The sequence below is a fragment of the Pseudomonas sp. HP_08 genome (assembly GCF_055284095.1).
Genome location: NZ_JBTOQC010000018.1, coordinates 1 through 24,375 on the forward strand (window position 1 = coordinate 1; position 24,375 = coordinate 24,375).

The following is a 24,375-nucleotide window of genomic DNA, read 5'->3' on the forward strand; positions in this document are numbered from 1 at the left end:
ATACTGCAATCGGGTTTTGAGAAAACCCTATAAACTTGGCTCAGCAATCGTTGGTTAAACCATGATTTCTCGTGGAGTAACTTGCGTTGCTGATAATCAGTTGACTCTCAGCCTGACACCGCAAGCACCCACACGAATTGCTTGATTCAATTGTTAAAGAGCGGTTGGTTGAGTCTTTCGTCTCAACCGAGGCGCGCATTCTACAGCGCCTCAGTAACTTGTCAAGTGATTATTTTCAGAAGTTTTCAGAGTTTCTCTTTCAACTTCAACCACTTGCGCTTCAGATCTCTCGTCAGCGGGAGGCGAATAATACAGGATTAAAAACCTCCGTCAACCACCTTTATCAATTTTCTTTCCGGACCGTGCAACGACCTTATATAGCCCTGCCGGGCTCACACAGACGCAGTAGCCGCCTGGCCTTTTCGTAGGACGTTTCTGAATTTCCCCAACAGGCACTGCCCTGACTTGAAGGGCACCGAGAGCGTGGCTAACGTCACCTCGGTTGCTCACGCGCCATTCCGTATCAATAAGAAGGACACTTCATGACCGTGCTTACATCGAACGCGCCCCGCATGACCAACCTCCTGATCCCGAGCCAGATCATGATCAGTCCTGGCATGAACCTGAATGCAGCGTTGATGGCTGCATTCAGGTGTCTCAACCGGGCTGCCGTCAATGCCTATAAAGTTGCCAACCCTTATTCAACGACAGGGCACAGGCCCTCACCCCGGTTTGTGGCGCATCAACTGGATGCGGCTCAAGCGTTGATAGACGCCGCGATCAACAAGCTCGCACAACTCAAGACATCGGCAAACGACACCAGCATCGCGGATGTTCCAGACTAGACCCGATACGAATCCGCATGCACCAGTTTCCTGGCCTTGCGCCAATAAGAGCGCATCCCTTTTGCAAGACCTGGCGACAGGTTGAACAGCACAATGGCCGCCAGAGAAACCCACCAGGCAGGCCTGAAACAGCACAGCAGGTATTTGTTCAGCACGATATAAGCCATCCTCAACCGGTACATTCCTGAGTTCAGGCCATGGCATTGCTCGATGTCGACCGCCTTGTACAGCGTCGTCAACACAAAAGCATTGCTCAGAAAGCGCTCTGGAAAACTCACCCCGGCTTCAGCATGGTCCAGCACCCTGAAGTTGCGCCTTAATACACCGTCCCAAAGCTTTAGATATTCCAGGCTCACCTGAGACGGGTTGGCGAGTCGTATATCGATACCTTGCTTGCGAAGCGCTCCCAGCATGATCGATTGCTCGGGCAGCATCCGGACAGATGAGTATCCCGTGAAATTACCGAACGGATTGCGAAAGGGTCTGCCATTCAACAGGTCTTGCTGCTCGATCAATGGCTGCTGCCAGAGCGCGAGCATGGCATCGCGCGTGCCGAACTGAACCAGGTCCGATAGATGAAACAACATCGGCACCCGTTTCGGGTTGCGTATATAGAGTGTGGTGACCGTGATCGGCGTTTCGAACAACCGAGGTCCTGGCGCATCGCATGCCTGCGGCCTGCCGATCACCGCAAGCGCAGCACTGGTCAGGTTGTGATCCGAGCGCAGCTTCATGACGTAAGGTCTGGTCGCCGCCTTGACCCCTTCCGAGGTCGAATGCAGCATGCGATTGGTATTGATCTGATTACCCGAGCAATCGAAAAAGCCGCCCGGATCCTCCAGTAGAAGAATACGGTCGACATCGATGCCTGAGATATCCTCATGCCGCCACGTCGAGACAATGATCTCGGCATGGGGAAGGTATTTTCTGATCGAGGCGATGCAGGTAAAGACAGTCCGCGCAGGATCCGAGTGCCGGTTCAACGGTCCTTGAATCACGACGCTTATGTGCCTGGAGTCAACAGTATCAAGAGGCCGCATGCCTTTACTTCTCGGAGAGTCGGTTAACATCGTCACTCAATAAGCGCCGATAAATGCGCCGCAAAATTGTATGGCAACGGTGCAGTAACCCCCTGGGCAGCGGCAGGCTGATCAGTACTCTCTTTATATGAGTAACGATGAACAACCTTCTGAGCTGGCCCACCTGATTCACCCCAGCATTGCCAACCGGCAGATTATTGAATGACTCATTAAGCGTACGCGCCAAAATCCCCAGAGAAATCGCGGATGCTGAAAACACCAGATTGCAATGGCGCAATCGGTCGCTCAGGTAGTTATAGCGGGACAGCTTCACAATAAAGTCGATACACGCAGACTGGTCATGCTGGCCAAACTCGATCAGAACCCAATCGGTGACCACCGCGTCCATGTGCAGGGCAATGCTTTCGCACGCTATCTGATCGCCGCTCCCGAAGTGCCCCAGACTGAATGAGGTGTAATCAACAGGTGCAGAACTGACCGGCAACGCCTCAAGGGTATGAGGCTCATCCACGATAATGACAGGCACGGTTTTTCTGGGTTCGATCCCAATACGCGATAGCTGGCTGATCAGCAACTGCCCCGAAAAAGCCGAGGTTGAATGGCAAACAATGAAGATATTCATTTCACCCTTCGATTGCATGACCTGAACGGCGTCGAGTTATAGATAGCCTTCAAGGCCCCGGCAAAGCTCTCGAAGTAGAAGATCTTGTGTTTGCCCCAATACAAGCGAATGGCAGAAATCAGAATCCCCGGTAGTGATAGCCGATCCTGATGGAAGTAATCCTCGGGAACGTCGCAGAACCAGGTCTGCGAGGCACGCTGGCACAGCATGTTTTGAATTTCACTGCTGCGTGTGATCAAGGTCTGTTTGGTTAGCACAGGGTCGATGAAAAAACGTCGAGCCAGAAAAGCCTTGCGGCTATCGGCCAGTTGATCAAACAGCACCAGCCTCTCAAAGTCGCCAATAAACTCCCTGACGGCGTCGAGATCGTTGCGGAAGGTGGCGCGCTGGACAACGGTGTTTATCAAGGTGATCCATGCCTGAGAACTGATTGCCTCAAGGCCCGTGGGCGTAATAAGTGCTGCAGGGTCGACGGCATACTTGATCTCGAACTGACGAAGCCTGGCCAGCGCAGCCTCAGGGGAGAATCTGATCAAGGGCTTCTTTTGCAGAAGCGACAGAAGAAAGGGGCCTGTTCGGGTAGTGCCCCCACCGACGGCCTCTACCAACCCTCCGGCTCCCAATAGCGCACGGGAAGTAATCGACTGGGTAATACCGAACGGATTTATCCGATTTGGAATGCCTGCTCTGGAGGTCCGGACACCATGCTCGATGTCCTCATATTCTGACCAGTACAGGGCCTCATCCAGAGGCCAGGCATTCCACACCTCCTTGCGGCAGATATAAAGGCTACCCGTTGGATAGCTGGCGTCCTTGTTGTAGCGCATGGGATTGGCAAAACAGAACCCGCTGCCTTCAACCTCAGCAAAGATAGCCGGAGCGATCGTAACCGGCTTGCCGGTTGATCGATGCAGTCCTTGTAATCCCTGGGCGATTTCACCCATGGCCATGCCGTAATCGGAATAACGCCGTGGATGCATGCTCAGCCGATTATCAAAAAACAGACTTTGCAACGTCATCAATGGATAGCGCGGACCGAAGCGGCGGACCATCTCGCCAAAGTGCCTGGGTAAAAACACCCGGTCGTGCAGAATCACCAGGTTGCTGTACCTGGCTTCTTGAGCCAGCCGGTTCTTCTTCTTGCAGATTTGTACCGGCGGCGCAGGAATGTCTTCGCCAACGATGCGCACTTCGTTGAAGTAAGCAAAATTACTCCCCGGCGTTCCGCACAGCAGGATCTCTTTGTGCGGAAGATCGATCTCCAGAATTCGCTGCACAATGGCATTGAGGATGGTGGCATCTTCAGGGCCGACCGGGATGCCAAAGGTCCAGCCATCCAGATCATCATCGACCTCAGCCAGTAGCGTCGCCACTTTCTGATAAGTGACTGAAAGCGCCGATCGCGCGATGACTTGCAGCGCACTGGCGAAGTACTCACGGTCCAGATAACTCTCGACCGGCGAGTCTTCAATCAGCGTGATCTTTTCGCCGACGTTCAAAAAGTGAGCCGCGTCCCATAACAACAGAGGCGCCAGCGGCGAATCGTTCTGCACGCCATAAAAACAATAGGAGCCACCACCCAACATGCTCAACGGCCGTTGCGCGGCATGCAGCTTCTTGATGGTCACATCAGGCGCGAGTGAAGGATGTTTGCGAAACGACACCAGGCTTTCGCACTCATGCGCCAATGACAGTTCAGCCGGAAGTGCACGCAGGTGATTGCAAGCGACGTAGCCAAGCCGGGGATGATGTTGCAGCAGGGTGGTTTTCATCCGTCAGATAACGTACTTGTCGTCAAGCACGCCGGGCACTTTCACCACCACGGTGACGGCATCGGTCAGTGCCTTGAAAGCCGTGATGTCGCCGGGCTCCAGGACGATGATGTCGCCGGTATTCCAGACCTGTCCGCACATGCTCACGCTGCCCGAGAGCAGCATCGTCACTTCGGTCGCGACCTTGTGGTAATGCGCCGCTTCTGTATCGCCGGCCTTGTAGTGTTTGACACCCACTTCACAGGACGGCGTATTGAAGGCCGCAGGTTCGAAGCCGCCCACAAACCAGCCTTTGACCATGTCCTTGAGCTGTGCTTTTTTCATCGCATGTTCCCTGTTTCAAATGCCTGAAGCTGGCTCTGGTTTTTCAACGGGTGATACCGCGATGGATCAATGCGATAAACGCCGATCTTGCTGTGGCGCAAGACCAGCTCGTTGAGGCTGGGAGAGATAAAGAAGTGGTTATTGACCCGGGCATCCTTGCGGATCATGTCCTTGACGGCCGATACGAACATTGAGCCGGATTTGAACCAGTACAGGCCGGCCACGGCGTTCGGGCTGATCGGATTCTTTTCGGCGGCCTCGATCACATGCTCATCGTTGTCCAGGCGCACGAACGAATAACGCGGGTGCAGCGAGTTGAAGATCACCACACCGGCGTCCTCGCCCGCCTCGCGAAAAGTACCCACGACGTCTGTCAGGGGAATATCGAGCAAGTCACTGGTACTGAGGATCAGCAGTTCGTCATCGTTATCGATCTGCTCGCTCGCCAGCAACGCGGTGCAGGCGGCGCCTTGGGTCACGCCATGAATGGGCAAGGCGCTGGCCGCAGGATGCATGTGCTGCACCATATTGCGCAGATGAAACCTGGACACATCCGTGGCCGAGAACGTGCAGATGATCCGGCGGGGATCCAGCGTTGCGCAGTTGTCGATCAGGCAATGGATCAAGGGTTTGCCATCGCACTCGGACAAGTATTCCGGGTATTGGCCTTCTTCCAGCGGCGTCTCGCCCAACTTTCCGGACAGCAGAACAATATTCAACGCGCTCACAGGACACCCGCCTTGCCAGCGCCGAGATTGATCCTTTCGATCCTGCCGAGAATATTGCAGAGGTTGACGTCAGCCGTTTCCGAGACCACCAGCACATGCGCACCGGAAGCCCGGGCGGCCTTGATGCCGTTCTCGTTGTCCTCGACGATCAGGCACTCCTCAGGTTTCAAGGCCAGTGCATTAATAGCCTTGAGGTAGATATCCGGGGCGGGCTTGGCCTTTTCCACATCTTCGTTGGACAGTTGCACATCGAGGTATTGATCGAGGCGCGCCCTGTCCATCATCACCTGCACGGTGTTACGGATGGAGTTGGATGCCACGGCCAGTTGGTAGCCCATCTTTTTCAGCGACGACAATGCGTACTGATGAACAAAGGTCGGCTTGCACTGCGCATACACGATTTCCATGGTGTAGAGCTGCTTCATCTCATTGATGAAGGTGTGCAAGGCCGCCGGCAGATCGCGTTCGACAGTCAGCATGTCGAGTTTGCGCGAGGTAGGCAGGCCATCGTAATGGGTCAGATGCTCATGACGGCTGATGGTATAGCCGAACAGGTCGAGCGCCTTGTTGAGTGCATCGTAGTGCCATTCCTTGGCCTCGATGAGTACACCGTCCATGTCGAAAATAACTGCCTTGATCATGATTGCCCTACTTGAAGAATTGAGCGGCGGCTTCGGGAATGTCGGTGCACAACATCAGGCCGTTGCGAGCTCGAAGCTCGAACAGCTGTTGCCACAACGCGCGGTGATCACGTCCGTGAAGTTCGGCAGAGACCACGCAGACCTGCTTGCCCCTGGACAAAAGGTCGGTGATCAATTCATTGGAAAACCATAAGCCCTCGAAGGCATCCAGCCAGACACCCGCCGCCTGGTCGATCCAGGCCGGCAGTGGTTCTACCTCACTCAGCCGGCTGTAAGCGTTCATGCCGGCCTGCAAGTAATTGCGCATATCGGGAAGGGCCATATCGAAAGCAAACCAGTTGTCATGGCCATGTTTTTCGAATGTGCTCTTGAGTACCTGGGCTAGGCCATCGGCCTTGATATTGATCGCCAGGGGCAAGTTGCGACCGGCCATGATTTCAAGCAGGCCGTCGAGGGTCAGCTCCCACCCGCGCGGCATGTCGTGGCAAATCACCAGTTGGCCGGCTACATCACGCACATCGGTCTCGGTACCAAAACCAAGATCGAACGAGCGGTGAAACGCCTCAGGCAGGTTGCGCTCCGCGGCGGTGCGCCAATAACCACGATGGCTGATGATCTGCATGTCAGGAGCCTGCGCCCGAGGTGGCATGCCGGCTGATCGGCAATGACAGGAACCGTTGCAGGTCGGCTGGAATACCCAGGCCGTACATGCCCTGACCTTCGGCGCCAATGCTGTAATGAATGACCCTGGCGCCCTGCCCGATCATCTCGTTATAGGCCGGGGCAATATAAAACTCGTTATTGACGCGCAGGTTCTTCGCCACCATCGACTCAATGGCGGCGAGCAGCTGGCCGCCGCTGCGGAAGTTGTAGATGCCCACGGTGGCTTCATCGGAAATCACTTCCTTTTCAACCACCCGATTGATCAGACCGGCCGAATCAAAACCCACGTACGACCATTTCGGATCACAGGCCTTCATGGTCATGATCAAGCCACCGACATCGGCAGGGTTCATTGCCTGCAAATACGCATTGATGTCGATGTCCACATACTGATCGCTGTTGGCGATCATCACCGGGTGAGTGACATCGATCACCGCCCTGGCGGCATACACCGTACAGGCGGCGCCCTCGGTCAGGCCGTCGATCTCGACGATCTCGCAACCCGGCGCCCAACCCTGGAGTTTGTCTTCAAGACCATAAGCCGCTACATGCCGGGCCTGGCAAATGAAGATGAATTTGTGCGCGCAGGCCGGCGTCAGGTTGTCGATGACCACCTTGATCATCGGCACCCCGAACAACGGGATAAGCGGCTTGGGATCTTCATAGCCTGCGACCGCAAAACGACTGCCGGCCCCCGCCATCGGAACAACGATTTGCAACATGTCAGAACACCTCAAAAACAGCCTTGATCGATTACCTGGCCCTGGTCGAGGGTCAGATAGCGCTGGCAAAAATGCCGCCCTTCTTCTCGGGAGTGCGTCACCAGAATCAGCGCCATGCCTTCGTCCTGCATGTCGCGGATGCGTTGGCGGCATTTGTGCTTGAACGCCTCATCGCCCACCGCAAGGACTTCGTCGGCCAGCAGGATTTGCGGCTCTACGTGAACCGCGACAGAGAACCCAAGGCGCATGTACATGCCCGACGAGTAATGTTTTACCGGCTGGTCGATAAAGTGCCCCAGCCCGGAAAAGTCGACGATGTCATTGAAGCGAGCACGTGTTTGCCGATTGCTCAGGCCGAACAGGCTGGCATTGAGGTAGATGTTTTCTGCGCCGGTCAATTCGGGGTGAAAGCCCACACCCAACTCGATCAGTGGCGCCACGCGACCATGGGTTACAAGCGTTCCGCTGCTGGGCACCAGAATGCCGGACAACAACTGCAACAAGGTGCTCTTGCCAGAACCGTTATGCCCGATCAGGGCCAGCGACTCGCCCTTGCTCAAGGTCAGCGACACTTCGTTCAGCGCCGTAAACCTCTCGAGTTGCTCACGATGCCGAGCCTGAAAAAGCCCCAGAAACCGCTGCTTCAAGCCGCCCCGGTTATGCCGCAGGGTGAAGTGCTTGGTGAGGTTATGCGCCTCGATGACCACCTGGCTCATAGGTATTCGACCCGGCGATCAACGCCTCGAAAGACCAGCAGCCCGGCCATCATGGACAGCGCGCCCAGCACCACGCACAGCAGCAGATCGGTGGTTGGCGGAATAACGCCTTCGTGAAGAATCGCCTTGAAACTGTTGAAGTAAGGCGCCACCGGATTGAAGGCGACGACCCTGGCGATATCGCTGGGCAATGACGAGGTGACCCAGATGATTGGCGTCATCCAGAACATCAGCGGCACTAACACATCGACCAGGTGCTTGATGTCGCGCACGGTGATTTGAATGACACTGATCACCAGCCCCACGCCCATCAGCAAGGCCATGAACGACAGCAGCACCAGCGGGTAAAACAGCATGGCCCGGCTGAACACGCCGCCGAGCAGGGGAAACAGCGCCATGTAGACCACCATGACGCCACCCCAGAACACGACAATCGTCAACGCGCCCGAGAGCGGCAGCAATAAGCGCGGGAAACGCAACTTTCGAATCAGGTTGCTGTTATGGGTCAGCCACTCGCCACTTTGTGAAAGTACCTGTGCCAGTAACATCCAGTGCACCAGGCCCGTCACCAGGTGCAGGGCGAAACGGTCCTGGCTGCTGGGCAGGATATAGGTGAACACCATGTAATACGTGAGCGTCACCGCCAGTGGATTACCCAGGGACCAGATAAAACCCAGGGTCGCGCCCATGTAACGGACCTTGATGTCCTTGGCGACAAGATTGAAGAGCAGGTCACGCCATCCGGCGATTCCAGGGGTGTGCGATAAAGACATGATGATGCCCGGCCATTGGGAGAGACAGACGCGCGAAAGGTCCGATGTTCATGACCTCGACCCACGCGGAGCGCGTCACAAGGTGGTTCCAATAAGAACATCCTCGTGGCAACCACATGACCGCAGTGACGGTAATGAGCGGCGCGTATAATCGGCATTTCATGTAGGGGCTTGCTATCAGACCTTTCCTTATCATTTGTAGGAAAAAGCCACAGCGTCCCTTTAGCGCCGATCCAGCACCTTCTCGAAATCCGCATCACCCGCCTTGAGCAGTCCGGCCTGAACCAGTAATGGCGTCAGCGCAGCATCGGGTAATACCTGCCCGCTCAACTGCATACGCCGCCTGTCGAACCGCGCCTGAATCCGGTGCTCACCCGCACGCTGCACATCGGCCAGCCCTTGCAGCCCCTGTTGGCAGTCCACGCTCAGGCGAGCCTCGCCCAGGCTCAGGCTCCAGGGCGCCAGCAGAGCAATATCGCGCCCCTGCAACTCGCCACTGCTGCCGACACAACGGCCGCCCTGCCCGACAATCTGCAACCGGCCTTGCCAGTGCCCGTCGATCAGGTAACGGCTGTCGACGCCGGCTGCGGCCACGCCGGGTGCCAGTTGTGCCTGCCAGCGCCACGGCCAGCCGCTGGCGGTCAGGGTCCAGTTCTGCTGGGCAAAACCTGTGTCTACTTGCGCACGCCACGGCCGCAGTTGCCAGGACAGCGGCCCCAACGCGCCGGCGCGTTGCACGCGGCCGTTCCACAGCGAGCCGCTGACCTGTTCGGGCTGCCAGCCAGCCGGCCAGTCGATCAAGCGCAAGGCCCAGGCCGCCGGCAGGTTGAGCAACAGGGTTACCGCAAAGACCAGCGAGCCGGCCAGCCACAGGCGCCGATTCAAGGCTGGCCTCCGGCGCGGCTGACATCCAGGTTGAACACCAGCCCTGCGCCGCTGCGCTCCAGGCTCCAGCGCAGCGGCCGCGCGCCCTGTTCCTGAATCGTGCGCATCAGTTGCACCAGGCTGTCGGCCTGTGCCACTTCACCGCGCAATTGCCAGACATCACCGCGAGGCTCGATAGCGGTCAGGGTCACGCCACGGGCGCCGGCCAAGGCTTGCCAGCGCTCGCTGTCGAATTCACTGACCGTCTTGATCGCCTGGGCTTGTGCGGCCAATGCCTGCCATTGGCGCAGGCTTTTGCCATAGTCGATCAACGGCCGGCCGATCAGCACCAGAATCAGGGTCAGCACCACCACCCAGCCGCCCAGCAGAAGATAGCGGCGCGAGGCCGGCAGGTTCACGTAAGCCTGGGAAAAACGCAGCATCAGGGCATTCATGGCTGGGCTCCAAGGTCGAATCGCACGGTCAGTTGCGCACCGTTCTCGCTCGGCTCGGCGCTGGCGGTGGCGCCTGCGGCGTGTGCAAGACCTTGCCAGTGCGTGTCGGGCGGCGCAGTGACCGGGCTGCCCGGAGGCCCGCCCAAAACCAGCCGCCAGGTACGCCCGTCGAAATGGCTGCCGGCCACGCCCCAGTCCTGCTGCGCCGCCAGCCAGCGGTCCATGCCCTGCTCCAGCACCACCAGTTGTTCCTGACGCACCCGCCAGTCGGCCTGCTCGCCCTGCACCTGCGCCAGGCGCCGGGTTGCCTGTTGCACCGTCGACACCGGGCCGGTCAGGGCCTGGACCTGCGCCTTCCACACCGGCACCTGACTGACGAACTGCACCAGCGCAATCGCCGCCCAGCACAGGCCCAACAGTGCGGCAGCCGCTGCCAGCCGGCGTTGCAAGGGCGTGAACAAGCCATTCGGCCGAACCCGTTTACGGCGTGTTTCAAGCAGGCTGGGCAAGCGCTCCAACGCCGCCCAGCGTTCAGGCCAGGGACTGTCGCAAACGTCAGCGGATGCCTGCCAATCCTCAGGCAACTCACCCAGCGCCTTCGGCCACACCAGCCACTGCTGCCGGCCCTCGGCATCGCCGCGCACCCGCCGATATTCGTCAGTGTCGTCCCAGCCCAATACCTCACCCGCCCCGGCCTGCGGTATCAGTTGCAGTTGTGCCCACAGCGCATCGGGCAGCACACCCAACGCCTGCGCATCGGCCAGCCAGCCCTTGACCCTGGCGCGCTCGACCACCAGCAGTTGCAGGTGCCCGGCCTTTTGCGACAGGGCAAACACCTGCACCTGCTCTAGCGGTTGCTGCAATTGATCTTCCAGCACCAAGGGCCATTCATGGCGCTTGAGGCCCGGCGGCGCGGCCACCAGAAAGTGACTGCACAGCAACGCCGGCATCACCAGCGCCAGCCGATCGCTTTGCACAACGCCGGAGGGCGGCGGCCAGTCACCCTGCGCCTCGCCTGGCAAACGCCGCCATGTCCAGGGCTGATCGGGCTCAACGCTCGGCAGCACCAGCAGCCAGTGACGGGTATCACGCTTGCGCAGCGACCAGCGCTCAGACATCAAAGCCCCCACGCTCATGGCCGGGTATCGGGCAGGTTGAAAGTGCACACATAAGGGGCTCCGTGGTACATGAACTCCAGCCGCACCCCAAGGGTCGGCAGGCTGGCGACAGTGGAGGGAAACGCCAGCCAGCGATTGCCCTGATAGAAACTGAACTGCACCTGGCTTACCTCATCCAGTTGCTCGCGGTGCCGCCAGTGCGGCACGCCGGCTGCGTACACATCGGCCGAGGTGAGCAGGCTCAAGCGCCGCTCGCGGGCTTCGAACAGCAAACGCTGACGCTCCTGGCGCGATGTGCCGGGCGCCTGCAAACCGGCCTCGGGCCAGGCGCTCAATGCCACCCAGTCCAGCTGGCTGGCCGAGGGTTGCCAGTCCAGCCAGCGCGGCGATAACGGCAAGCGCTGCTCATACACCTGGCGCAGCACCAGGCTGTCGAAACGCCGCTCCAGCGCAAGGCAGAACTCCAGCACAGGCGGCTCGCTGCCCTGCTCGTCGAGCCGTTCACGCACATTGACCCAGCCATTGACCAACGCCGCCAGCAGCACGCCGAGCACGGCGGTCAGGGCCAGCGCCACCAACAACTCGATCAGGGTCAGGCCACCTTGGCGGGCGTTCATTGCGGGCGCACCAGAAACACGGTGAAGTGCCCCAACGGCTCACGCTCGTCACGCGCGGCAAACAACGCCAACTCACCACGCCGCAGGTTTTTCACGCCACGGGTCATCGCCAGATCCAGCCGCCAATGGCAGGTGTTGTGGCCCTGACGCAACTCGCCACGCGCCTGTTTGCCCGGCGGCCAGTAGTGCTCGACCGCAAACCGCGCCTCCAGCTCACGGGCGCACAGGCTGCCAAGCCGATGCTGCTGCACCGCCTGCTGCACGGCGATGCGCTGGCGCAGCAACTGGCTGACCATCACCGTCATCATCGCGGCGATGCCCAGCGCCACCATGACCTCCAGCAGAGTGAAACCGCGCTGCCGGTTCATAGCGGCTCCCTGCTGGCGTCTTGCGCTGCCCTGCAGGCGTGAGCGTAGCGCTCGCGAATGCTGACTATCAGCCACCGGACAGGGTGAAAGTGTCGGCCCCTTCGCGAGCTGGCGCTCACGCCTGCGGATCCTGTTCGGGCCTTGATTGCCTGGCATTGCCTCACTGGACATCGGTCCGCATCAAGCGGTTATCGCTCAACCACTGCCAGCGCTGGTGCCCTTCGGCCCACTGCCATTCCAGGTTCACCGCGTTCGCCACGCCGCTGGGGGTAAAGATCACCTGCGGCGTGCGCGAAGCCTGCCAGTTGGCCGTCACCTGCGCAGGCCACGGTTCGGCGCGCCAGGGCTCGGCCACCCATTGCTGTTTCTCGAAGCGCACGAACTCCGGCTGTTTGCCGGTCCAGCGCAGCCCCCGCAGTTGCCCGCTGTGCCGGGCCAGCGCCGCGTGCTGTTGCGCGCGTGCGGCCAGTTGCTCCAGCGCTTGCAGTGCAGGCGTTTGCCCGCCATTCAGCCAGGCCACGCTCAGGCCGCTGAACAGCCCGATGATGAGCATCACCACCAGCAATTCGAGCAGCGAAAAGCCCCGCGCGCGCTTCACCCTCACAAGCTCCAGTTACCAATGTCGCTGTCGGTGCCCTCGCCGCCATCGACGCCATCGGCGCCCAGCGAATAGATATCGATGCGCCCGTGTTCACCCGGCGCCCGGTAGCGGTACGCATTGCCCCACGGATCGTCCGGCAGCCGGCGAATATAGCCATCGGCGCGCCAGGCGCGGGCCAGCGGCTCGGCGCTCGGTGCCTTGACCAGCGCGCCCAGTCCTTGCTCGGATGTCGGGTAACGCAGGTTGTCGAGGCGGTACATGTCCAGCGCCTGCTCCAGCGTCGACAGGTCGGCCAGCACCTTCTGGCGCATGGCCTTGTCCTGGTTGCCGAGCACGCTGGGCGCGACCACGGCGATCAACAGGCCGATGATGAAAATCACCACCATGATTTCCATCAGGGTGAAACCGCGCTGGTTGCGCAAACGAGGCATAGATCGCTTCTCCATATCAGAAAGACAGACCCTGGTTGAGCTGCATGATCGGCAGCAACACCGCGAGCACGATGAACAACACCACCGCGCCCATCACCAGAATCATCAGGGGTTCGAACAAGGCCATCAGCGTGTCCACCTGACGGGTGAAACCGCGCTCCTGGTTGTCGGCGACCCGCTCGAGCATGTCGGGCAAGGTGCCGCTGGCCTCGCCGCTGGCCACCATGTTGAGCAGCAGCGGCGGAAAATGCCCGGCGCCGCTCAAGGCGCGGTGCAGGCTGACGCCGCCCTCGACCTGTTCGCGCACGGTTTGCAGGGCGCTATGCACTTCGCGGTTGCCGACCGTGGCGGTGGCAACGTGCAAGGCCTCGAGCAACGGCACGCCGCTGCCGGCCAGAATCGCCAGGCTGCGCGCCAGGCGGGCGCTTTCGAGCACGCTCAGCAGTGCGCCGACTTTCGGCCAGCGCAGCAGCGCCCGGTCACGCCGCAACCGCCAATGCGCCTTGCGCAGCAGGGCGCCGGCGCCCAGACCGCCCAGCACCAGCAGGCCCAACAGCCAGGGCCCGACCAGCAATAATCCGTCACTGAGGCCAATCAGCACCCGCGTCACCAGCGGCAAGGTCTGCCCGCTGTGGCTGAACTGCTCGGTGAGTTTGGGCACCACAAAGGTCATCAAGCCGATGACCACCGCCAGCGACACCAGCATCAGCACCGCCGGGTAAATCATTGCGGTGCGCGCCTTGTGGCGCTGGCGCTGTACTTGCTCAAGGTGGTCGGCCAGGCGCTCCAGCACCGGCGCCAGCTTGCCGGAACGCTCGCCGGCCTCGACCAGCGCGCAATACAAATCATCGAACAGCCCGCCCTGACGGCGCAGGCTCTGCGCCAGGCTATGGCCTTCGCCCAGCGCGCCGCGCACCGCCACCAAAAGAGTGCGAATCGCCGGCTGCGCCAGTTGCCGTTCCAGCGTCGCCAAAGCATCGACCAGCGCAATTCCGGCGCTGGACAGCGTTGCCAGTTGCCGGGTCAGCTCGCACAACTGGCCATGGTTCAGGCGCTGGCTGCGCGGCAGGCGCGTGGCGCTGTTTTGCACCTGCAAGTGGCGGGCGAACAGCCCTTGCTCGCGCAGCAGTTGCCGCGCATGCCGTTCGTTCTCTGCTTGCAGGCTGGCCTTGCGGGTGCGGCCGGCCTGATCCAGGGCCTGATAAATGTAAGTCGGCATCGATCAGCCCCGCACCGCGCGCAGCACTTCGGCCAGGCTCGTTTCGCCACGGCGCAGGCACTCGCAGGCCATGTCGGCCAGGCTCTGGCGCTTGTCCTTGAGGTAGTCGTGCATCGCCACTTCGCTGGCGCCGTCGTACAGCAGGCGGATCAGCCCGTCGTCCAGCTCGATGAATTCATACAGGCCGATGCGCCCGTCGTAGCCGCTGCCCTGGCAACGCTCGCAGCCCTGCGCGTGAAAGCTTTCATGCAGCTCACCCAGCTCGGGCCACAGCGCGCGCTCGGCGGCTTGCAACGGTTGCGGTGTGGCGCACGAACACAATTTGCGTACCAGCCGCTGGGCCAGCACGCCTTTGAGGCTGGAGGCGATCAGAAACGGCTCGACGCCCATGTCGCGCAGGCGCGTGACCGCACCGACGGCGCTGTTGGTGTGCAGGGTCGAGAGCACCAGGTGTCCGGTCAGGCTGGCCTGCACGGCAATCTGCGCGGTCTCGCGGTCGCGGATTTCGCCGAGCATGATCACGTCCGGGTCCTGACGCAGAATCGCCCGCAGGCCGCTGGCAAAGGTCAGCCCGGCCTTGGGATTGATCGCGGTCTGGCCGATGCCGGTGATCGCGTACTCCACCGGGTCTTCGACGGTCAGAATGTTGCACGAACCATCGTTAAGGCTGTTGAGGCTGGCGTACAGCGTGGTGGTCTTGCCGGAGCCGGTCGGCCCGGTGCTGAGCACGATGCCGTTGGGTCGCGCCAGGCAGGCACGCAAACCGCGCTGCACCGCTTCGGGCATGCCGAGGTTGGCCAGGTTCAGCAGGCTGGCCTGCTTGTCGAGCACGCGCATCACCACCCGCTCGCCATGAATGCCGGGCAGCGTCGACACGCGAATGTCCACTTCACGACCCGCCGCACGCAGGGTAATGCGGCCGTCCTGCGGCTGGCGTTTTTCGGCGATGTCGAGGCGCGCCATGACTTTGATCCGCGACACCAGCATCGCCGACAGCGGACGCGGCGGGCGCAGCACTTCGCGCAGATGACCGTCGACGCGCAGGCGGATCACCAGGCTGGCCTCGAAGGTTTCGACATGAATGTCCGAGGCCTGCAAGCGCAGCGCCTCACCGAACAGGCCGTTGATCAGGCGGATCACCGGCGCGTCGTTGTCGTTTTCCAGCAGGTCTTCAATCTTGGGCAGCTCGCTCATCAGGCTGTCGAGGTCGACCCGATCGCCGATGCCTTCGATCAGCGCGGCGGTGGCTGACTCGCCGGCCTGATACAGCAGGCCCAGGCGGCTGTCGTAATCGGCAGCACTCAAGTGCTCGACCGTCAGCGGCCGGCCATGCACGCGCAGCACTTCCTGCACGATGTCAGTGTCGGCACCGACGCGCAGCCACAACTGCCAGCCCTGCTCGGCCGGCACCCGCGCCACGCCGGCCTGACGCGCCAGGCGATAGGGCAACAAGGCACTCATCAGGCCGCTCACCAGACCGCCGACCCCAACCGCTCGCGGCTGGAGGGGAACAGTTGCAGCAAAGTCTCGCCGGCGTTTTGCTCCGGCAATGCCAGATTGGTGCTGGTCTTGAGATTGCGGTATTTCTCGCTGCTCAACTGCGCCAGCGTCTGGTCGTCACGCACGATGCGCGGGCGGATGAACACCATCAGGTTCTGCTTGACCCGCTGCGTAGCGTTGGAGCGAAACAGCCGGCCGAGGCCTGGAATATCACCCAGCAACGGCACGCGCTGGTCGCTGTCGGTGCTTTCGTCGCCGATCAGGCCGCCGAGGACTACCAGGCCGTTGTCGGCGACCATGACCTTGGTCTTGATCTCGCGCTTGTTGGTGATCACGTCACTGGCCGAGGCGCTGTCGGCAATCGACGAAACTTCCTGGACGATGTCCATGCGCACGGTGTTGTCGATATTGATCTGCGGCTTGATGCGCAGCTTCACCCCGACTTCCTTGCGCTCGATGGTCTGGTACGGGTTGGCGTTGTTCTGGGTCACGGAGCCGGTCACGAACGGCACTTCCTGGCCGACCAGAATCGACGCTTCGGCGTTGTCCAGAGTCAGCAGGGTCGGGGTCGAGAGCAGGTTGAAGCCGCTCTGGCCCTTGAGCGCATTGATCAGCGCCAGAAAATTCAGGCCGCCGCCGCTGAGGTTGCCGATGCCGGCGGTGGCGCCCTGCACGCCTGAGAGCAATTCTGCCAGCGCGCCGCTGTCGCCACTTTGCGCCAGCGCACCGACCGCGGCGACGCTGGGCGCATTGCTGCCGGGAAAGTTGAAGGCCCCGCCGCCGAGGCTGTCGTGCTGAAACAGCCACTGCACGCCGAGCTCTTGCACGCGGGTGTCGGAGACTTCGGCAATGATCGCCTCGACCACCACCTGGGCGCGGCGAATGTCCAGTTGCTCGACGATGCTGCGGTACGCCGCCAGTTCGCTGTCCGGGCCGACCATCACCACCGCGTTGGTGCCCTCTTCATACTCCATGCGCACGCCGCTGGTGCTGACCATTACCGGCTTCTCGCCCTCGGCGGCGGTGCCCGGTGGCGTGGCCGCCTGTTCCTGGCCCAGGCCGCGCAACACCTTGACCACCTCGGCGGCGTTGGCATGGCGCAGGTAAATCACCACCGTGTTGCTGCTGTGCAGCGCATCGCGCGGCTTGTCCAATTGACTGAGCAAGGCGCGCACACGCTGGCGGCTGTCGGTGCTGCCGCGCACCAGCAAGGCGTTGCTGCGCGGGTCGGCGACCACCTGCGCACTGTCGGCGCCCTGTTCGCGGGCCAGCAGGCGGGTCATCAACAGCGCGGTGTCGTTGGCGCTGGCGTTCTTCAGCGGCATGACTTCCAGCGGTTCCTGGCTGACCTGATCGAGCTGCCCGAGCAATTTGTCGATGCGGTCGAGGTTGCTGCGCCAGTCGGTGATCACCAGCAGGTTGGCCGACGGATACGGTGTGATCACACCCACGCGCGGGTCGATCAGCGGCTTGAGGATATTGAGCATTTGCTCGCTGGCGGCATTGCGCACGTTGAACACGCGGGTGGCCATGCCGTCGTTGGTCTGCCCGGCTTTTGATTGCGTAATGCTGCGGCCTGATTCCACCGGCACCGGCTCCAGCCGCGCTGCTTCATCGGGGACGATCTTCACGCTGCCATTGGGCAGGTCTACAGCGGCAAAGCCCTGGGCACGCAACTGCGACAAGAAGATTGCGTAGATCTCGTCGCTGCCGAGCATCTCGATGCTGCGCACCGTGACCTTGCCCTTGACCCGAGGATCAATGATGAAGGTGGTGTTGGTGATGCGCGACACGCTGTCGATGAATTCCGACAGTTCGGTGTCGACGAAATTGACCTCGTACACCGGGTCTTCTTCGGCGTACACGCCGCCCAGGTTCATGGCACACAGCACCAGTGCGAGACGCAATGCTTGCTTGCAACGATTATTGATCATGCTTATCCCTGTTGCCGGATGCCGAAAGGTGGACGTTGTGCCGGCCACGGCAAGCGCTCGCGCTGGCCGTGGTTGTCGAAGATCAGGCCGCGCTCGTCGATGTCCTGCAACACGATGCCGGGCGCCAGGCGCTGGCCGCGGCTCAAGGTGCGCTGGCGCTGTTCGTAACGCAGCACCACCACCGTGGCGGCCAGGTCGCGGGCCTTGAGGCTGCCGATGTATTCGATCGGCAGGCGGGTCAGCGGCAGCTCGCCGGTATTCACCGCTTCGCGCTGCCAGTGCGCGCCGAGCAATTGCGGCAGCGGCGCCAATGCAGCCGGCGCCACGGCGGCAGGTGTACGGCCATGCCAGAGCTGCACCACGCATTGCGCTGCCAGCCAGCCGCACAGGGCGACCAGCAGCAGATGACTCAACCCGGTCAGCCGGCTCAACTGGCCAGCTCACGCGGATGCCAGCCAGGATGACCCTGCACATAGCGCATCTGTGGCAACGCCAGGTTCGCCAGTTGCCAGCCCTCGGGCTGCTCGCGCAGCCATTGTTCCAGGTGCTGCCACAGCGGCTGGCCGGCCTGCGCGTCGAAACCCAGGCCGAAGGTGCGGCATTGCCCGGCCGTTTCGCCGACGCCGCTGATGCGCTTGCCGCTGGCGCTGTAAGTCACCTGCCAGGTGTGGCCGAACCAGCGCGGCAAATCCTGGCTGTTGTCCAGCAGCAACGGCTCGCCGAACAACTGCTCGGCGGCGTTTTCCAGCACGTTCGGGACTTGTCTGGCCGCGACATCGACCACCGGCGCCGGGTAGCTGCCGGTCAGGCTGAGCAAGTGTTCGCGGGTAATCGTCTGCCCGCGCTCCAGCGGAAAGTCATAACGCAGGCCCGGCAACAGCACCGCGCTGTCGGGTTGTGCGGCCAGCGCCTGATGCAACAGGCGGTCCCAACTGGCCCCGCGCACATCCCGGCGCCAGAGGTTTTCCGGCGCCCGCGCCAGCGGCTGATCGAGCCAGCCGGCATGGGCTGCACGTTGTTGCTGGGCAAGCTGGCGAATGCGCTGTGCTTCGGCCTGATCATCAGCGCCCAGCGCACTGGCCAGTGCCGGTTGGAATTGCGCGGCGAACTGCCAGTTGCCCGCTACCTGCTGGCAACGAATCCGAAAGGCGCCGCTGGCCCGCACACCGCCGAGTACCACCGGCACCCGTTTACCCGAGGCCTGCAAGGCTTCGATCGGTTGCGGCCAGAAGTCCTGGCCACGGGCGCTGAGGACGATGTCGATCTGGCTGACCCGTTCGGCCAGCCAAAGGCTTGGGCCGGTGCCGACATCGGCCAGGGCGATCACCAGATCAGCCTCGCTACGCGCCTGTTCGAAGGCCGGTTGCAGGCTGTCGAGCCATTGCTTGAGCGAGGCTTTCTGATCGCGGGCATAGGGGTCGGTAACGCCGACCACCGCGATGCGCACGCCGCCGCGTTTGAAGAAGGTCACGGCCTGAGTGCCCAGCCGCTGCGCGAGTTCGCTGCCAAGCCCGGCGCACAGCACCGGGTGCTGAAACTGGCGATAAAGGCCGGCGCAGGCCTGTGGCCACAGCAGGCGTTCGTCGCTGCTGACGCGCACTTCGGTGCCCAGCAACGCACTGCCCTGCACGCCCGACAACCCCTGGCTCAGATACGCCAGACCGCTGCCGTTCCAGCACTGGCCGTTCTCCAGGGTCAGGCTGTTGCCTTCACCGGCCTCCAGGCGCATGCGCCGCAGCAAAGCGCCCAGCACCGGGTAGCCGCCGGTCTGCAAGGGGCCGGTCAGGCTGGCGTCGAGAAACGTGTCGAGGGTGCGATTGCCGGGATTGGCAGCGCGGGCATCCGCACCGCTGATCCAGGGTGCCTGGCCGATGCGCGTGGCCGGTCCCAGGCGGGTGGCCGGCACCACAGGTTTGCCCGGCTGGCGGGCATCGAGGGTGTCGGCGACATACAACAGGTCGACTCGGGCATCGCTGCCTGAGAGAGCCTTGCCGCCCGAAGGTCCGGCCAACGTCGAGCAGGCCGACAGCCACGGCGCCATCGCGCCGACCGTCATCCACCCCAATACATCGCGTCGCACCATCGAAACCATTGTTTACGCACCCAGGACTGTGATCAGTACAGGGGCGGCATATTGGCGATGGCAAATGACAGTTTGATGGCAGTTTTGCAACCCAACTTACATGACGAAGCGGCATGCCGAAGCTGCATGCCGGTTAAATGCGTAAAGACGTATCACCACCGAAACACTTTGAAACAAACACCGTTCGTCTGATGACACAACTTAACCAAACTGCCAAGAAACCATCACACTTGGCTCTTAGAGTTCGCGGCTCCTTATCCATTCCTGCTTTCATAAAAAGGACCTGATGAATGAGCCGTGACACCGGTGACAACCTGAACCGCAACCTGAGCGTCAACGAACCGATGGAGTCGATCATCGACACCTTCCTGAGCCGTCGCAGTGTGGTACGCGGTGGCCTGGGCGCTGCGATCGCGCTGATTGCCGGTACCGGCCTGACCGGCTGCTTCGACAGCGGCGGTGGCTCCGATGACGATGATGTTGCCGAACCGGTAACGCCGACCCCTGAAGTGCCGAAACTCAAACTGGGTTTCAACTCGATTCCAGGTTCACGTACCGACGCCTGCGTCGTGGCGGCCGGTTATGTCGCCCATGTGCTGGCCCCGTGGGGCACGCCGTTCAACACCAACGCCAGCGCCTGGAAAAGCGACGGCACCAACACCTCCAAAGACCAGGCCAACGCGGCCGGCATGCACCACGACGGCATTCATTACTTCCCTATCAATGGCAGCTCGACCGAAGGCATCATCGCCATCAACTATGAGTACATCGATGCCAAGGCCCTGCATCCCAACGGCCCGACCACCGTCAGTGGCAAGCGCCCGGTCGAGGAAGTGCGCAAGGAAATCAACGCTCACGGCGCTGGCGTGTTCCGTGTACGCAAGGTCGGCAGCCGCTGGCAGATCGTCGACAACGACCCGCTCAACCGCCGCCTGACCACCGACTCGGTGATGAACATCGCAGGTCCCCTCAAGGGCACCGACCACGTCAAGACCAAGTTCTCGCCGGACGGCACCCGCACTCGCGGCACCAACAACAACTGCGGCAACGGCTACACGCCATGGGGCACTTACCTGACCTGTGAAGAAAACTGGCCTGGCATCTTCGTCAACAAGGGCACCGTACCGGCCGACCAGAAACGCATCGGCGTGGCCACCGGCAGCACCAACTACAGCTGGGAAACTGCCGCCGGCGACAGCAGCGAAGTCAACGACGAGTTCGGCCGTTTCAACATCACCCCGCGCGGCGCCACCGCCACCGACGACTACCGCAACGAAGCCAGCACCTATGGCTATATCGTCGAGATCGACCCGTACAGCGCCACGACCACCGCGACCAAGCGCACAGCGCTGGGCCGTTTCCGCCACGAAGGTTGCTGGCCGGGCCTGCTGACCGAAGGCAAGCCGGTGGTGTTCTACATGGGCGACGACTCGCAGAACGAATACCTCTACAAGTTCGTTTCCACCGCCTTGTGGACCGCCGCCGACGCCAACCCGAGCGATCGCCTGGCCACCGGCGCCAAATACATGGACAGCGGCAAACTGTACGTTGCCCGCTTCAATGCCGACGGCACCGGCACCTGGCTGCTGCTTGAGGCCGCCACCGCGACCACCGACGGCAGCACTCTGGGCGCCAAGTTCACCGATCTGCCGGGCATCATCCTCAACACCCGTGGCGCGGCCGATGCCGTCGGCGCAACACCGATGGACCGCCCGGAATGGACGGCGGTCAACCCGGTCAATGGCGACGTGTACCTGACCCTGACCAACAACACCAGCCGCACCGTGGCCAACGCGGCCAACCCGCGCGTCAACAACAAGCACGGTCATGTGATCCGCTGGCATGACGCCGACAACCAGACCTCGTTCACCTGGGACATCTTCGTCTTCGGCGCCAACGCCGCCGGCACCGCCGACCTCAACCGCTCCGGCCTGACCGAGCTGAACCAGTTCGCCAGCCCTGACGGCATGACCTTCGACAGCCGCGGCATCCTGTGGATCCAGACCGACAACGGCGAATCGACAATCACCAGCTACACCAACGACCAGATGCTGGCCGTGATCCCGAGCAACATGGTCGACGCTGCCGGCAAGCAGATTCCGGTCAACGCCAGCAACCAGGCCGACCTGCGCCGCTTCTTCGTCGGCCCCAACGACTGTGAAGTGACCGGTGTGACCTTTACCCCGGACAACAAGAGCATGTTCATCAACATCCAGCACCCGGGTAACTGGCCGTCGACCGATGTCGCCACCGATGTCACCGTCGGCACCGTGCGCCCACGCGCATCCACCGTGGTGATTCAACGGGCTGATGGAGGGGATCTGGGGGTTTAAAACCTCGCGTAGCGTTACGCGATTGCCTGTAGAACCGGCTTGAAGCCGGTTCTACAGGTGACTGCCGATCAGTCAGGCTACTGCGCAGCCTGAGCGCGTTTTAACGCATCCAAGGCGGAATCGGCTCTTCATTGCTCGGTTCTGCCGTCGTTTCAGCCGCCACGCGGGCCGCCTGCCGGCGGGCCTCGTCGCGCTGGGCGGCTTCGATTTCACGCATCACACCAAACACATCGGCGCTGTGATCATCGTCTGCGAACACACCGGTCAGCTCTGTGGCCGGCGTTAACGTGGCGGCCTCATAGTGCGCCCACATCTCTCTGGCATACCGCGTTTGCAGCAGCTCCGGCGCAAAGCGACCGAAGTAGCTGGCCATGTTGCCAACGTCACGCTCCAGCATGCTGAATGCATGGTTGTTGCCTGCCGCATCCACGGCCTGTGGCAGGTCGATGATCACCGGCCCATCAGGCGCCAGCAACACATTGAACTCCGACAGGTCACCGTGCACCAGGCCTGCGCAGAGCATCAGCACGATCTGCCTGATCAGGAAGGCATGGTATTCGCGCGCCTGCTCGGGTGTCAGCTCGACATCGTTGAGGCGCGGCGCGGCATCGCCATAACCGTCGGTGATCATCTCCATCAACAGCACGCCGTCGAGGAAGTCATACGGCGTCGGCACCCGCACACCGGCGCTGGCCAGTTTGAACAGCGCCGCCACTTCGGCGTTCTGCCAGGCCTCTTCGGCCTCTTTGCGACCGTACTTGGTGCCCTTGGCCATGGCGCGTGCCTGTCGGCTGTTACGCACCTTGCGTCCTTCCTGATACTCCGCCGCCTGACGGAAACTTCGTTTATTGGCCTCCTTGTAGACCTTGGCACAGCGCAGTTCCTTGCCGCAGCGCACCACATATACAGCTGCCTCTTTACCGCTCATCAGCGGACGCAGCACCTCGTCGACCAGACCGTCTTCGATCAGGGGTTCAATGCGTTTTGGAGTTTTCATCGGCTTTCAGTGTGGGTCCTTTGCCTGATACGCGGTACCGCCGTTATACGGCAATCTTCTGCACGCGAGTAGAGGGAGCATGGCGTGGTTTGACGCCCGGTGAACCTCAAGGCGTGCAGCAGGCCTTGGAGTAGCAGCTTTCACGCCAGTTTCATCCCTGGCGAAACAACTCGCCGGGCGTAAACCCGAACAGGCTCTTGAAGGCGGCAATAAACGCCGATGTCGAGTCGTAGCCGCTTTGCAGCGCAGCCTGGGTGACGCTGGCGCCGCTGTGCAACGCCCCCAGCGAAGCCAGCAGGCGGGCGCGCTGGCGCCAGCCGCGAAAGCTCAGACCGGTTTCACGCTGAAACAAACGCATCAGGGTTTTTTCCGATGTGCCCAGCCGCGCGGCCCATTCCTGCAGGCTGACATTCAGGCTCGGCTCGGCAATCAACTCGTTGCACAGCCCCAATAACCGCGCATGACGCGGCAACGGCAGGCTGAAGCCGACCTCGGGCAGGGTCGCCAACTGGTCGAGCAGCACCTGTACCAGCCGTGCCTCGCTGCTCTCGTGCTCGGGGTAGGCCGCCGGCAACTGACAGAAACGCTTGATCAATTCGCGCGCCAGTGGCGTCACTTCCAGCACCCGGCAACGCCCCGGCGCCCACTCACAATCGCGACTGCGCACATACAGGCTGCGCATCTCGGCCTGCATCGAGGTCAGCACCTGGTGTTCGAGCCCCGCCGGAATCCACACGCCCCACTGCGGCGGTGCAAAGAAACTGCCCTCGCTGGTGTGCACGCCCAGCACGCCGCTGATGGCATACGAAAACTGCACCCAGTCATGCCGGTGCGGCGCGGTCCATGAGCCGGCGCCCAGGCTTTCGACCCGCGCATACAACGGGCGCGGCAAATCCCTAAGCTCAGGAATGCTGCGCTGCCCACGGGGCGAGTGCTCGGCAAGTTGTCCGTTACTCGGCATCTAATGGCCTTATGTCGCAAGACGGCAGAAGTGCATCAGAGTAGCCTG

The 24,375-nt window shown here is 61.6% G+C and carries 26 protein-coding genes; 2 read left to right on the top strand and 24 right to left on the bottom strand.

Features of this window, described 5'->3' with window-relative positions:
• The first annotated feature begins 542 nt into the window (after positions 1-542).
• On the top strand, positions 543-845 hold the full coding sequence (locus ACYAS9_RS16990) for a hypothetical protein (protein WP_463569437.1): 303 nt from the start codon (positions 543-545) through the stop codon (positions 843-845).
• On the opposite strand, the gene ACYAS9_RS16995 is transcribed toward ACYAS9_RS16990, so the two are convergent.
• From ACYAS9_RS16995 to ACYAS9_RS17100, 22 genes are all read right to left on the bottom strand, one after another.
• Entirely contained in the window at positions 842-1,885 is a 1,044-nt protein-coding gene (locus ACYAS9_RS16995) for a WavE lipopolysaccharide synthesis family protein (RefSeq protein WP_463569438.1), read from the bottom strand. The genes ACYAS9_RS16990 and ACYAS9_RS16995 overlap by 4 nt on opposite strands.
• Before the next feature lie 4 nt (positions 1,886-1,889).
• The gene (locus tag ACYAS9_RS17000; protein WP_463569439.1) at positions 1,890-2,507 is read right to left on the bottom strand and encodes a hypothetical protein; all 618 of its coding nucleotides are present in this window, start codon (positions 2,505-2,507) and stop codon (positions 1,890-1,892) included.
• Positions 2,504-4,279: a hypothetical protein gene (locus tag ACYAS9_RS17005; RefSeq protein ID WP_463569440.1), complete on the bottom strand. Its 1,776-nt coding sequence runs from the start codon at positions 4,277-4,279 to the stop codon at positions 2,504-2,506. The genes ACYAS9_RS17000 and ACYAS9_RS17005 overlap by 4 nt, the downstream gene beginning before the upstream one ends.
• 3 nt (positions 4,280-4,282) lie before the next feature.
• Positions 4,283-4,603, bottom strand: coding sequence for a hypothetical protein (locus ACYAS9_RS17010; protein WP_463569441.1), 321 nt, complete (start codon positions 4,601-4,603; stop codon positions 4,283-4,285).
• A complete protein-coding gene (locus ACYAS9_RS17015) occupies positions 4,600-5,331 on the bottom strand; it encodes a glycosyltransferase family 2 protein (protein ID WP_463569442.1) in 732 nt (243 codons plus the stop codon). The genes ACYAS9_RS17010 and ACYAS9_RS17015 overlap by 4 nt, the downstream gene beginning before the upstream one ends.
• On the bottom strand, positions 5,328-5,972 hold the full coding sequence (locus tag ACYAS9_RS17020) for an HAD family hydrolase (protein ID WP_463569443.1): 645 nt from the start codon (positions 5,970-5,972) through the stop codon (positions 5,328-5,330). The genes ACYAS9_RS17015 and ACYAS9_RS17020 overlap by 4 nt, the downstream gene beginning before the upstream one ends.
• 7 nt (positions 5,973-5,979) lie before the next feature.
• On the bottom strand, positions 5,980-6,594 hold the full coding sequence (locus ACYAS9_RS17025) for a PI-PLC domain-containing protein (protein WP_463569444.1): 615 nt from the start codon (positions 6,592-6,594) through the stop codon (positions 5,980-5,982).
• A gap of 1 nt (position 6,595) precedes the next feature.
• On the bottom strand, positions 6,596-7,357 hold the full coding sequence (locus ACYAS9_RS17030; protein WP_463569445.1) for a glycosyltransferase family 2 protein: 762 nt from the start codon (positions 7,355-7,357) through the stop codon (positions 6,596-6,598).
• Positions 7,358-7,368: 11 nt separating this feature from the next.
• Entirely contained in the window at positions 7,369-8,073 is a 705-nt protein-coding gene (locus ACYAS9_RS17035; RefSeq protein WP_463569446.1) for an ABC transporter ATP-binding protein, read from the bottom strand.
• Positions 8,070-8,846: an ABC transporter permease gene (locus ACYAS9_RS17040; RefSeq protein ID WP_463569447.1), complete on the bottom strand. Its 777-nt coding sequence runs from the start codon at positions 8,844-8,846 to the stop codon at positions 8,070-8,072. The genes ACYAS9_RS17035 and ACYAS9_RS17040 overlap by 4 nt, the downstream gene beginning before the upstream one ends.
• Before the next feature lie 222 nt (positions 8,847-9,068).
• The gene (locus tag ACYAS9_RS17045; protein ID WP_463569448.1) at positions 9,069-9,731 is read right to left on the bottom strand and encodes a hypothetical protein; all 663 of its coding nucleotides are present in this window, start codon (positions 9,729-9,731) and stop codon (positions 9,069-9,071) included.
• Positions 9,728-10,165, bottom strand: a complete 438-nt coding sequence (gene gspM, locus ACYAS9_RS17050; RefSeq protein WP_463569449.1) for a type II secretion system protein GspM — start codon at positions 10,163-10,165, stop codon at positions 9,728-9,730. Before gspM ends, ACYAS9_RS17045 begins: the two co-directional genes overlap by 4 nt.
• Positions 10,162-11,283, bottom strand: coding sequence for a hypothetical protein (locus ACYAS9_RS17055; RefSeq protein WP_463569450.1), 1,122 nt, complete (start codon positions 11,281-11,283; stop codon positions 10,162-10,164). The genes gspM and ACYAS9_RS17055 overlap by 4 nt, the downstream gene beginning before the upstream one ends.
• A gap of 14 nt (positions 11,284-11,297) precedes the next feature.
• Positions 11,298-11,900 (bottom strand): PulJ/GspJ family protein, encoded by a 603-nt coding sequence (locus ACYAS9_RS17060; RefSeq protein WP_463569451.1) that lies wholly within the window; start codon positions 11,898-11,900, stop codon positions 11,298-11,300.
• Positions 11,897-12,268 carry a type II secretion system protein gene (locus ACYAS9_RS17065; protein ID WP_463569452.1) on the bottom strand — a complete coding sequence of 124 codons (372 nt, stop codon included), beginning with the start codon at positions 12,266-12,268 and terminating at the stop codon, positions 11,897-11,899. Before ACYAS9_RS17065 ends, ACYAS9_RS17060 begins: the two co-directional genes overlap by 4 nt.
• 160 nt (positions 12,269-12,428) lie before the next feature.
• Positions 12,429-12,866, bottom strand: coding sequence for a type II secretion system minor pseudopilin GspH (gene gspH / locus ACYAS9_RS17070; RefSeq protein WP_463569453.1), 438 nt, complete (start codon positions 12,864-12,866; stop codon positions 12,429-12,431).
• Between the two features lie 2 nt (positions 12,867-12,868).
• On the bottom strand, positions 12,869-13,300 hold the full coding sequence (gene gspG / locus ACYAS9_RS17075) for a type II secretion system major pseudopilin GspG (RefSeq protein ID WP_459743335.1): 432 nt from the start codon (positions 13,298-13,300) through the stop codon (positions 12,869-12,871).
• A 16-nt stretch (positions 13,301-13,316) separates the two neighbouring features.
• The gene (gene gspF, locus ACYAS9_RS17080; protein WP_463569454.1) at positions 13,317-14,519 is read right to left on the bottom strand and encodes a type II secretion system inner membrane protein GspF; all 1,203 of its coding nucleotides are present in this window, start codon (positions 14,517-14,519) and stop codon (positions 13,317-13,319) included.
• A gap of 3 nt (positions 14,520-14,522) precedes the next feature.
• A complete protein-coding gene (locus ACYAS9_RS17085; RefSeq protein WP_463569522.1) occupies positions 14,523-15,971 on the bottom strand; it encodes a GspE/PulE family protein in 1,449 nt (482 codons plus the stop codon).
• A gap of 17 nt (positions 15,972-15,988) precedes the next feature.
• Entirely contained in the window at positions 15,989-17,899 is a 1,911-nt protein-coding gene (gene gspD, locus ACYAS9_RS17090; RefSeq protein WP_463569523.1) for a type II secretion system secretin GspD, read from the bottom strand.
• Positions 17,900-17,955: 56 nt separating this feature from the next.
• Positions 17,956-18,375, bottom strand: a complete 420-nt coding sequence (locus ACYAS9_RS17095) for a pilus assembly protein PilZ (RefSeq protein WP_463569524.1) — start codon at positions 18,373-18,375, stop codon at positions 17,956-17,958.
• 5 nt (positions 18,376-18,380) lie between these two features.
• The gene (locus ACYAS9_RS17100) at positions 18,381-20,045 is read right to left on the bottom strand and encodes a bifunctional UDP-sugar hydrolase/5'-nucleotidase (RefSeq protein ID WP_463569455.1); all 1,665 of its coding nucleotides are present in this window, start codon (positions 20,043-20,045) and stop codon (positions 18,381-18,383) included.
• 281 nt (positions 20,046-20,326) lie between these two features.
• Between ACYAS9_RS17100 and ACYAS9_RS17105 the strand changes: the two genes are divergently transcribed.
• The gene (locus ACYAS9_RS17105) at positions 20,327-22,369 is read left to right on the top strand and encodes a PhoX family protein (RefSeq protein WP_463569456.1); all 2,043 of its coding nucleotides are present in this window, start codon (positions 20,327-20,329) and stop codon (positions 22,367-22,369) included.
• 100 nt (positions 22,370-22,469) lie between these two features.
• Here the strand turns inward: ACYAS9_RS17105 and ACYAS9_RS17110 are convergent, their stop codons facing one another.
• Positions 22,470-23,366, bottom strand: coding sequence for a PA4780 family RIO1-like protein kinase (locus ACYAS9_RS17110; RefSeq protein ID WP_463569457.1), 897 nt, complete (start codon positions 23,364-23,366; stop codon positions 22,470-22,472).
• 151 nt (positions 23,367-23,517) lie between these two features.
• Positions 23,518-24,327 carry an AraC family transcriptional regulator gene (locus ACYAS9_RS17115; protein WP_463569458.1) on the bottom strand — a complete coding sequence of 270 codons (810 nt, stop codon included), beginning with the start codon at positions 24,325-24,327 and terminating at the stop codon, positions 23,518-23,520.
• Positions 24,328-24,375: the final 48 nt, after the last annotated feature.

Coding starts and splice junctions, on each gene's coding strand:
- ACYAS9_RS16990 (WP_463569437.1), top strand. CDS start 543: ATGACCGTGCTTACATCGAACGCGCCCCGCATGACCAACCTCCTGATC.
- ACYAS9_RS16995 (WP_463569438.1), bottom strand. CDS start 1,885: ATGCGGCCTCTTGATACTGTTGACTCCAGGCACATAAGCGTCGTGATT.
- ACYAS9_RS17000 (WP_463569439.1), bottom strand. CDS start 2,507: ATGAATATCTTCATTGTTTGCCATTCAACCTCGGCTTTTTCGGGGCAG.
- ACYAS9_RS17005 (WP_463569440.1), bottom strand. CDS start 4,279: ATGAAAACCACCCTGCTGCAACATCATCCCCGGCTTGGCTACGTCGCT.
- ACYAS9_RS17010 (WP_463569441.1), bottom strand. CDS start 4,603: ATGAAAAAAGCACAGCTCAAGGACATGGTCAAAGGCTGGTTTGTGGGC.
- ACYAS9_RS17020 (WP_463569443.1), bottom strand. CDS start 5,972: ATGATCAAGGCAGTTATTTTCGACATGGACGGTGTACTCATCGAGGCC.
- ACYAS9_RS17025 (WP_463569444.1), bottom strand. CDS start 6,594: ATGCAGATCATCAGCCATCGTGGTTATTGGCGCACCGCCGCGGAGCGC.
- ACYAS9_RS17030 (WP_463569445.1), bottom strand. CDS start 7,357: ATGTTGCAAATCGTTGTTCCGATGGCGGGGGCCGGCAGTCGTTTTGCG.
- ACYAS9_RS17035 (WP_463569446.1), bottom strand. CDS start 8,073: ATGAGCCAGGTGGTCATCGAGGCGCATAACCTCACCAAGCACTTCACC.
- ACYAS9_RS17040 (WP_463569447.1), bottom strand. CDS start 8,846: ATGTCTTTATCGCACACCCCTGGAATCGCCGGATGGCGTGACCTGCTC.
- gspM (WP_463569449.1), bottom strand. CDS start 10,165: ATGAATGCCCTGATGCTGCGTTTTTCCCAGGCTTACGTGAACCTGCCG.
- ACYAS9_RS17055 (WP_463569450.1), bottom strand. CDS start 11,283: ATGTCTGAGCGCTGGTCGCTGCGCAAGCGTGATACCCGTCACTGGCTG.
- ACYAS9_RS17060 (WP_463569451.1), bottom strand. CDS start 11,900: ATGAACGCCCGCCAAGGTGGCCTGACCCTGATCGAGTTGTTGGTGGCG.
- ACYAS9_RS17065 (WP_463569452.1), bottom strand. CDS start 12,268: ATGAACCGGCAGCGCGGTTTCACTCTGCTGGAGGTCATGGTGGCGCTG.
- gspG (WP_459743335.1), bottom strand. CDS start 13,300: ATGCCTCGTTTGCGCAACCAGCGCGGTTTCACCCTGATGGAAATCATG.
- gspF (WP_463569454.1), bottom strand. CDS start 14,519: ATGCCGACTTACATTTATCAGGCCCTGGATCAGGCCGGCCGCACCCGC.
- gspD (WP_463569523.1), bottom strand. CDS start 17,899: ATGAACCTGGGCGGCGTGTACGCCGAAGAAGACCCGGTGTACGAGGTC.
- ACYAS9_RS17100 (WP_463569455.1), bottom strand. CDS start 20,045: ATGGTTTCGATGGTGCGACGCGATGTATTGGGGTGGATGACGGTCGGC.
- ACYAS9_RS17105 (WP_463569456.1), top strand. CDS start 20,327: ATGAGCCGTGACACCGGTGACAACCTGAACCGCAACCTGAGCGTCAAC.
- ACYAS9_RS17110 (WP_463569457.1), bottom strand. CDS start 23,366: ATGAAAACTCCAAAACGCATTGAACCCCTGATCGAAGACGGTCTGGTC.
- ACYAS9_RS17115 (WP_463569458.1), bottom strand. CDS start 24,327: ATGCCGAGTAACGGACAACTTGCCGAGCACTCGCCCCGTGGGCAGCGC.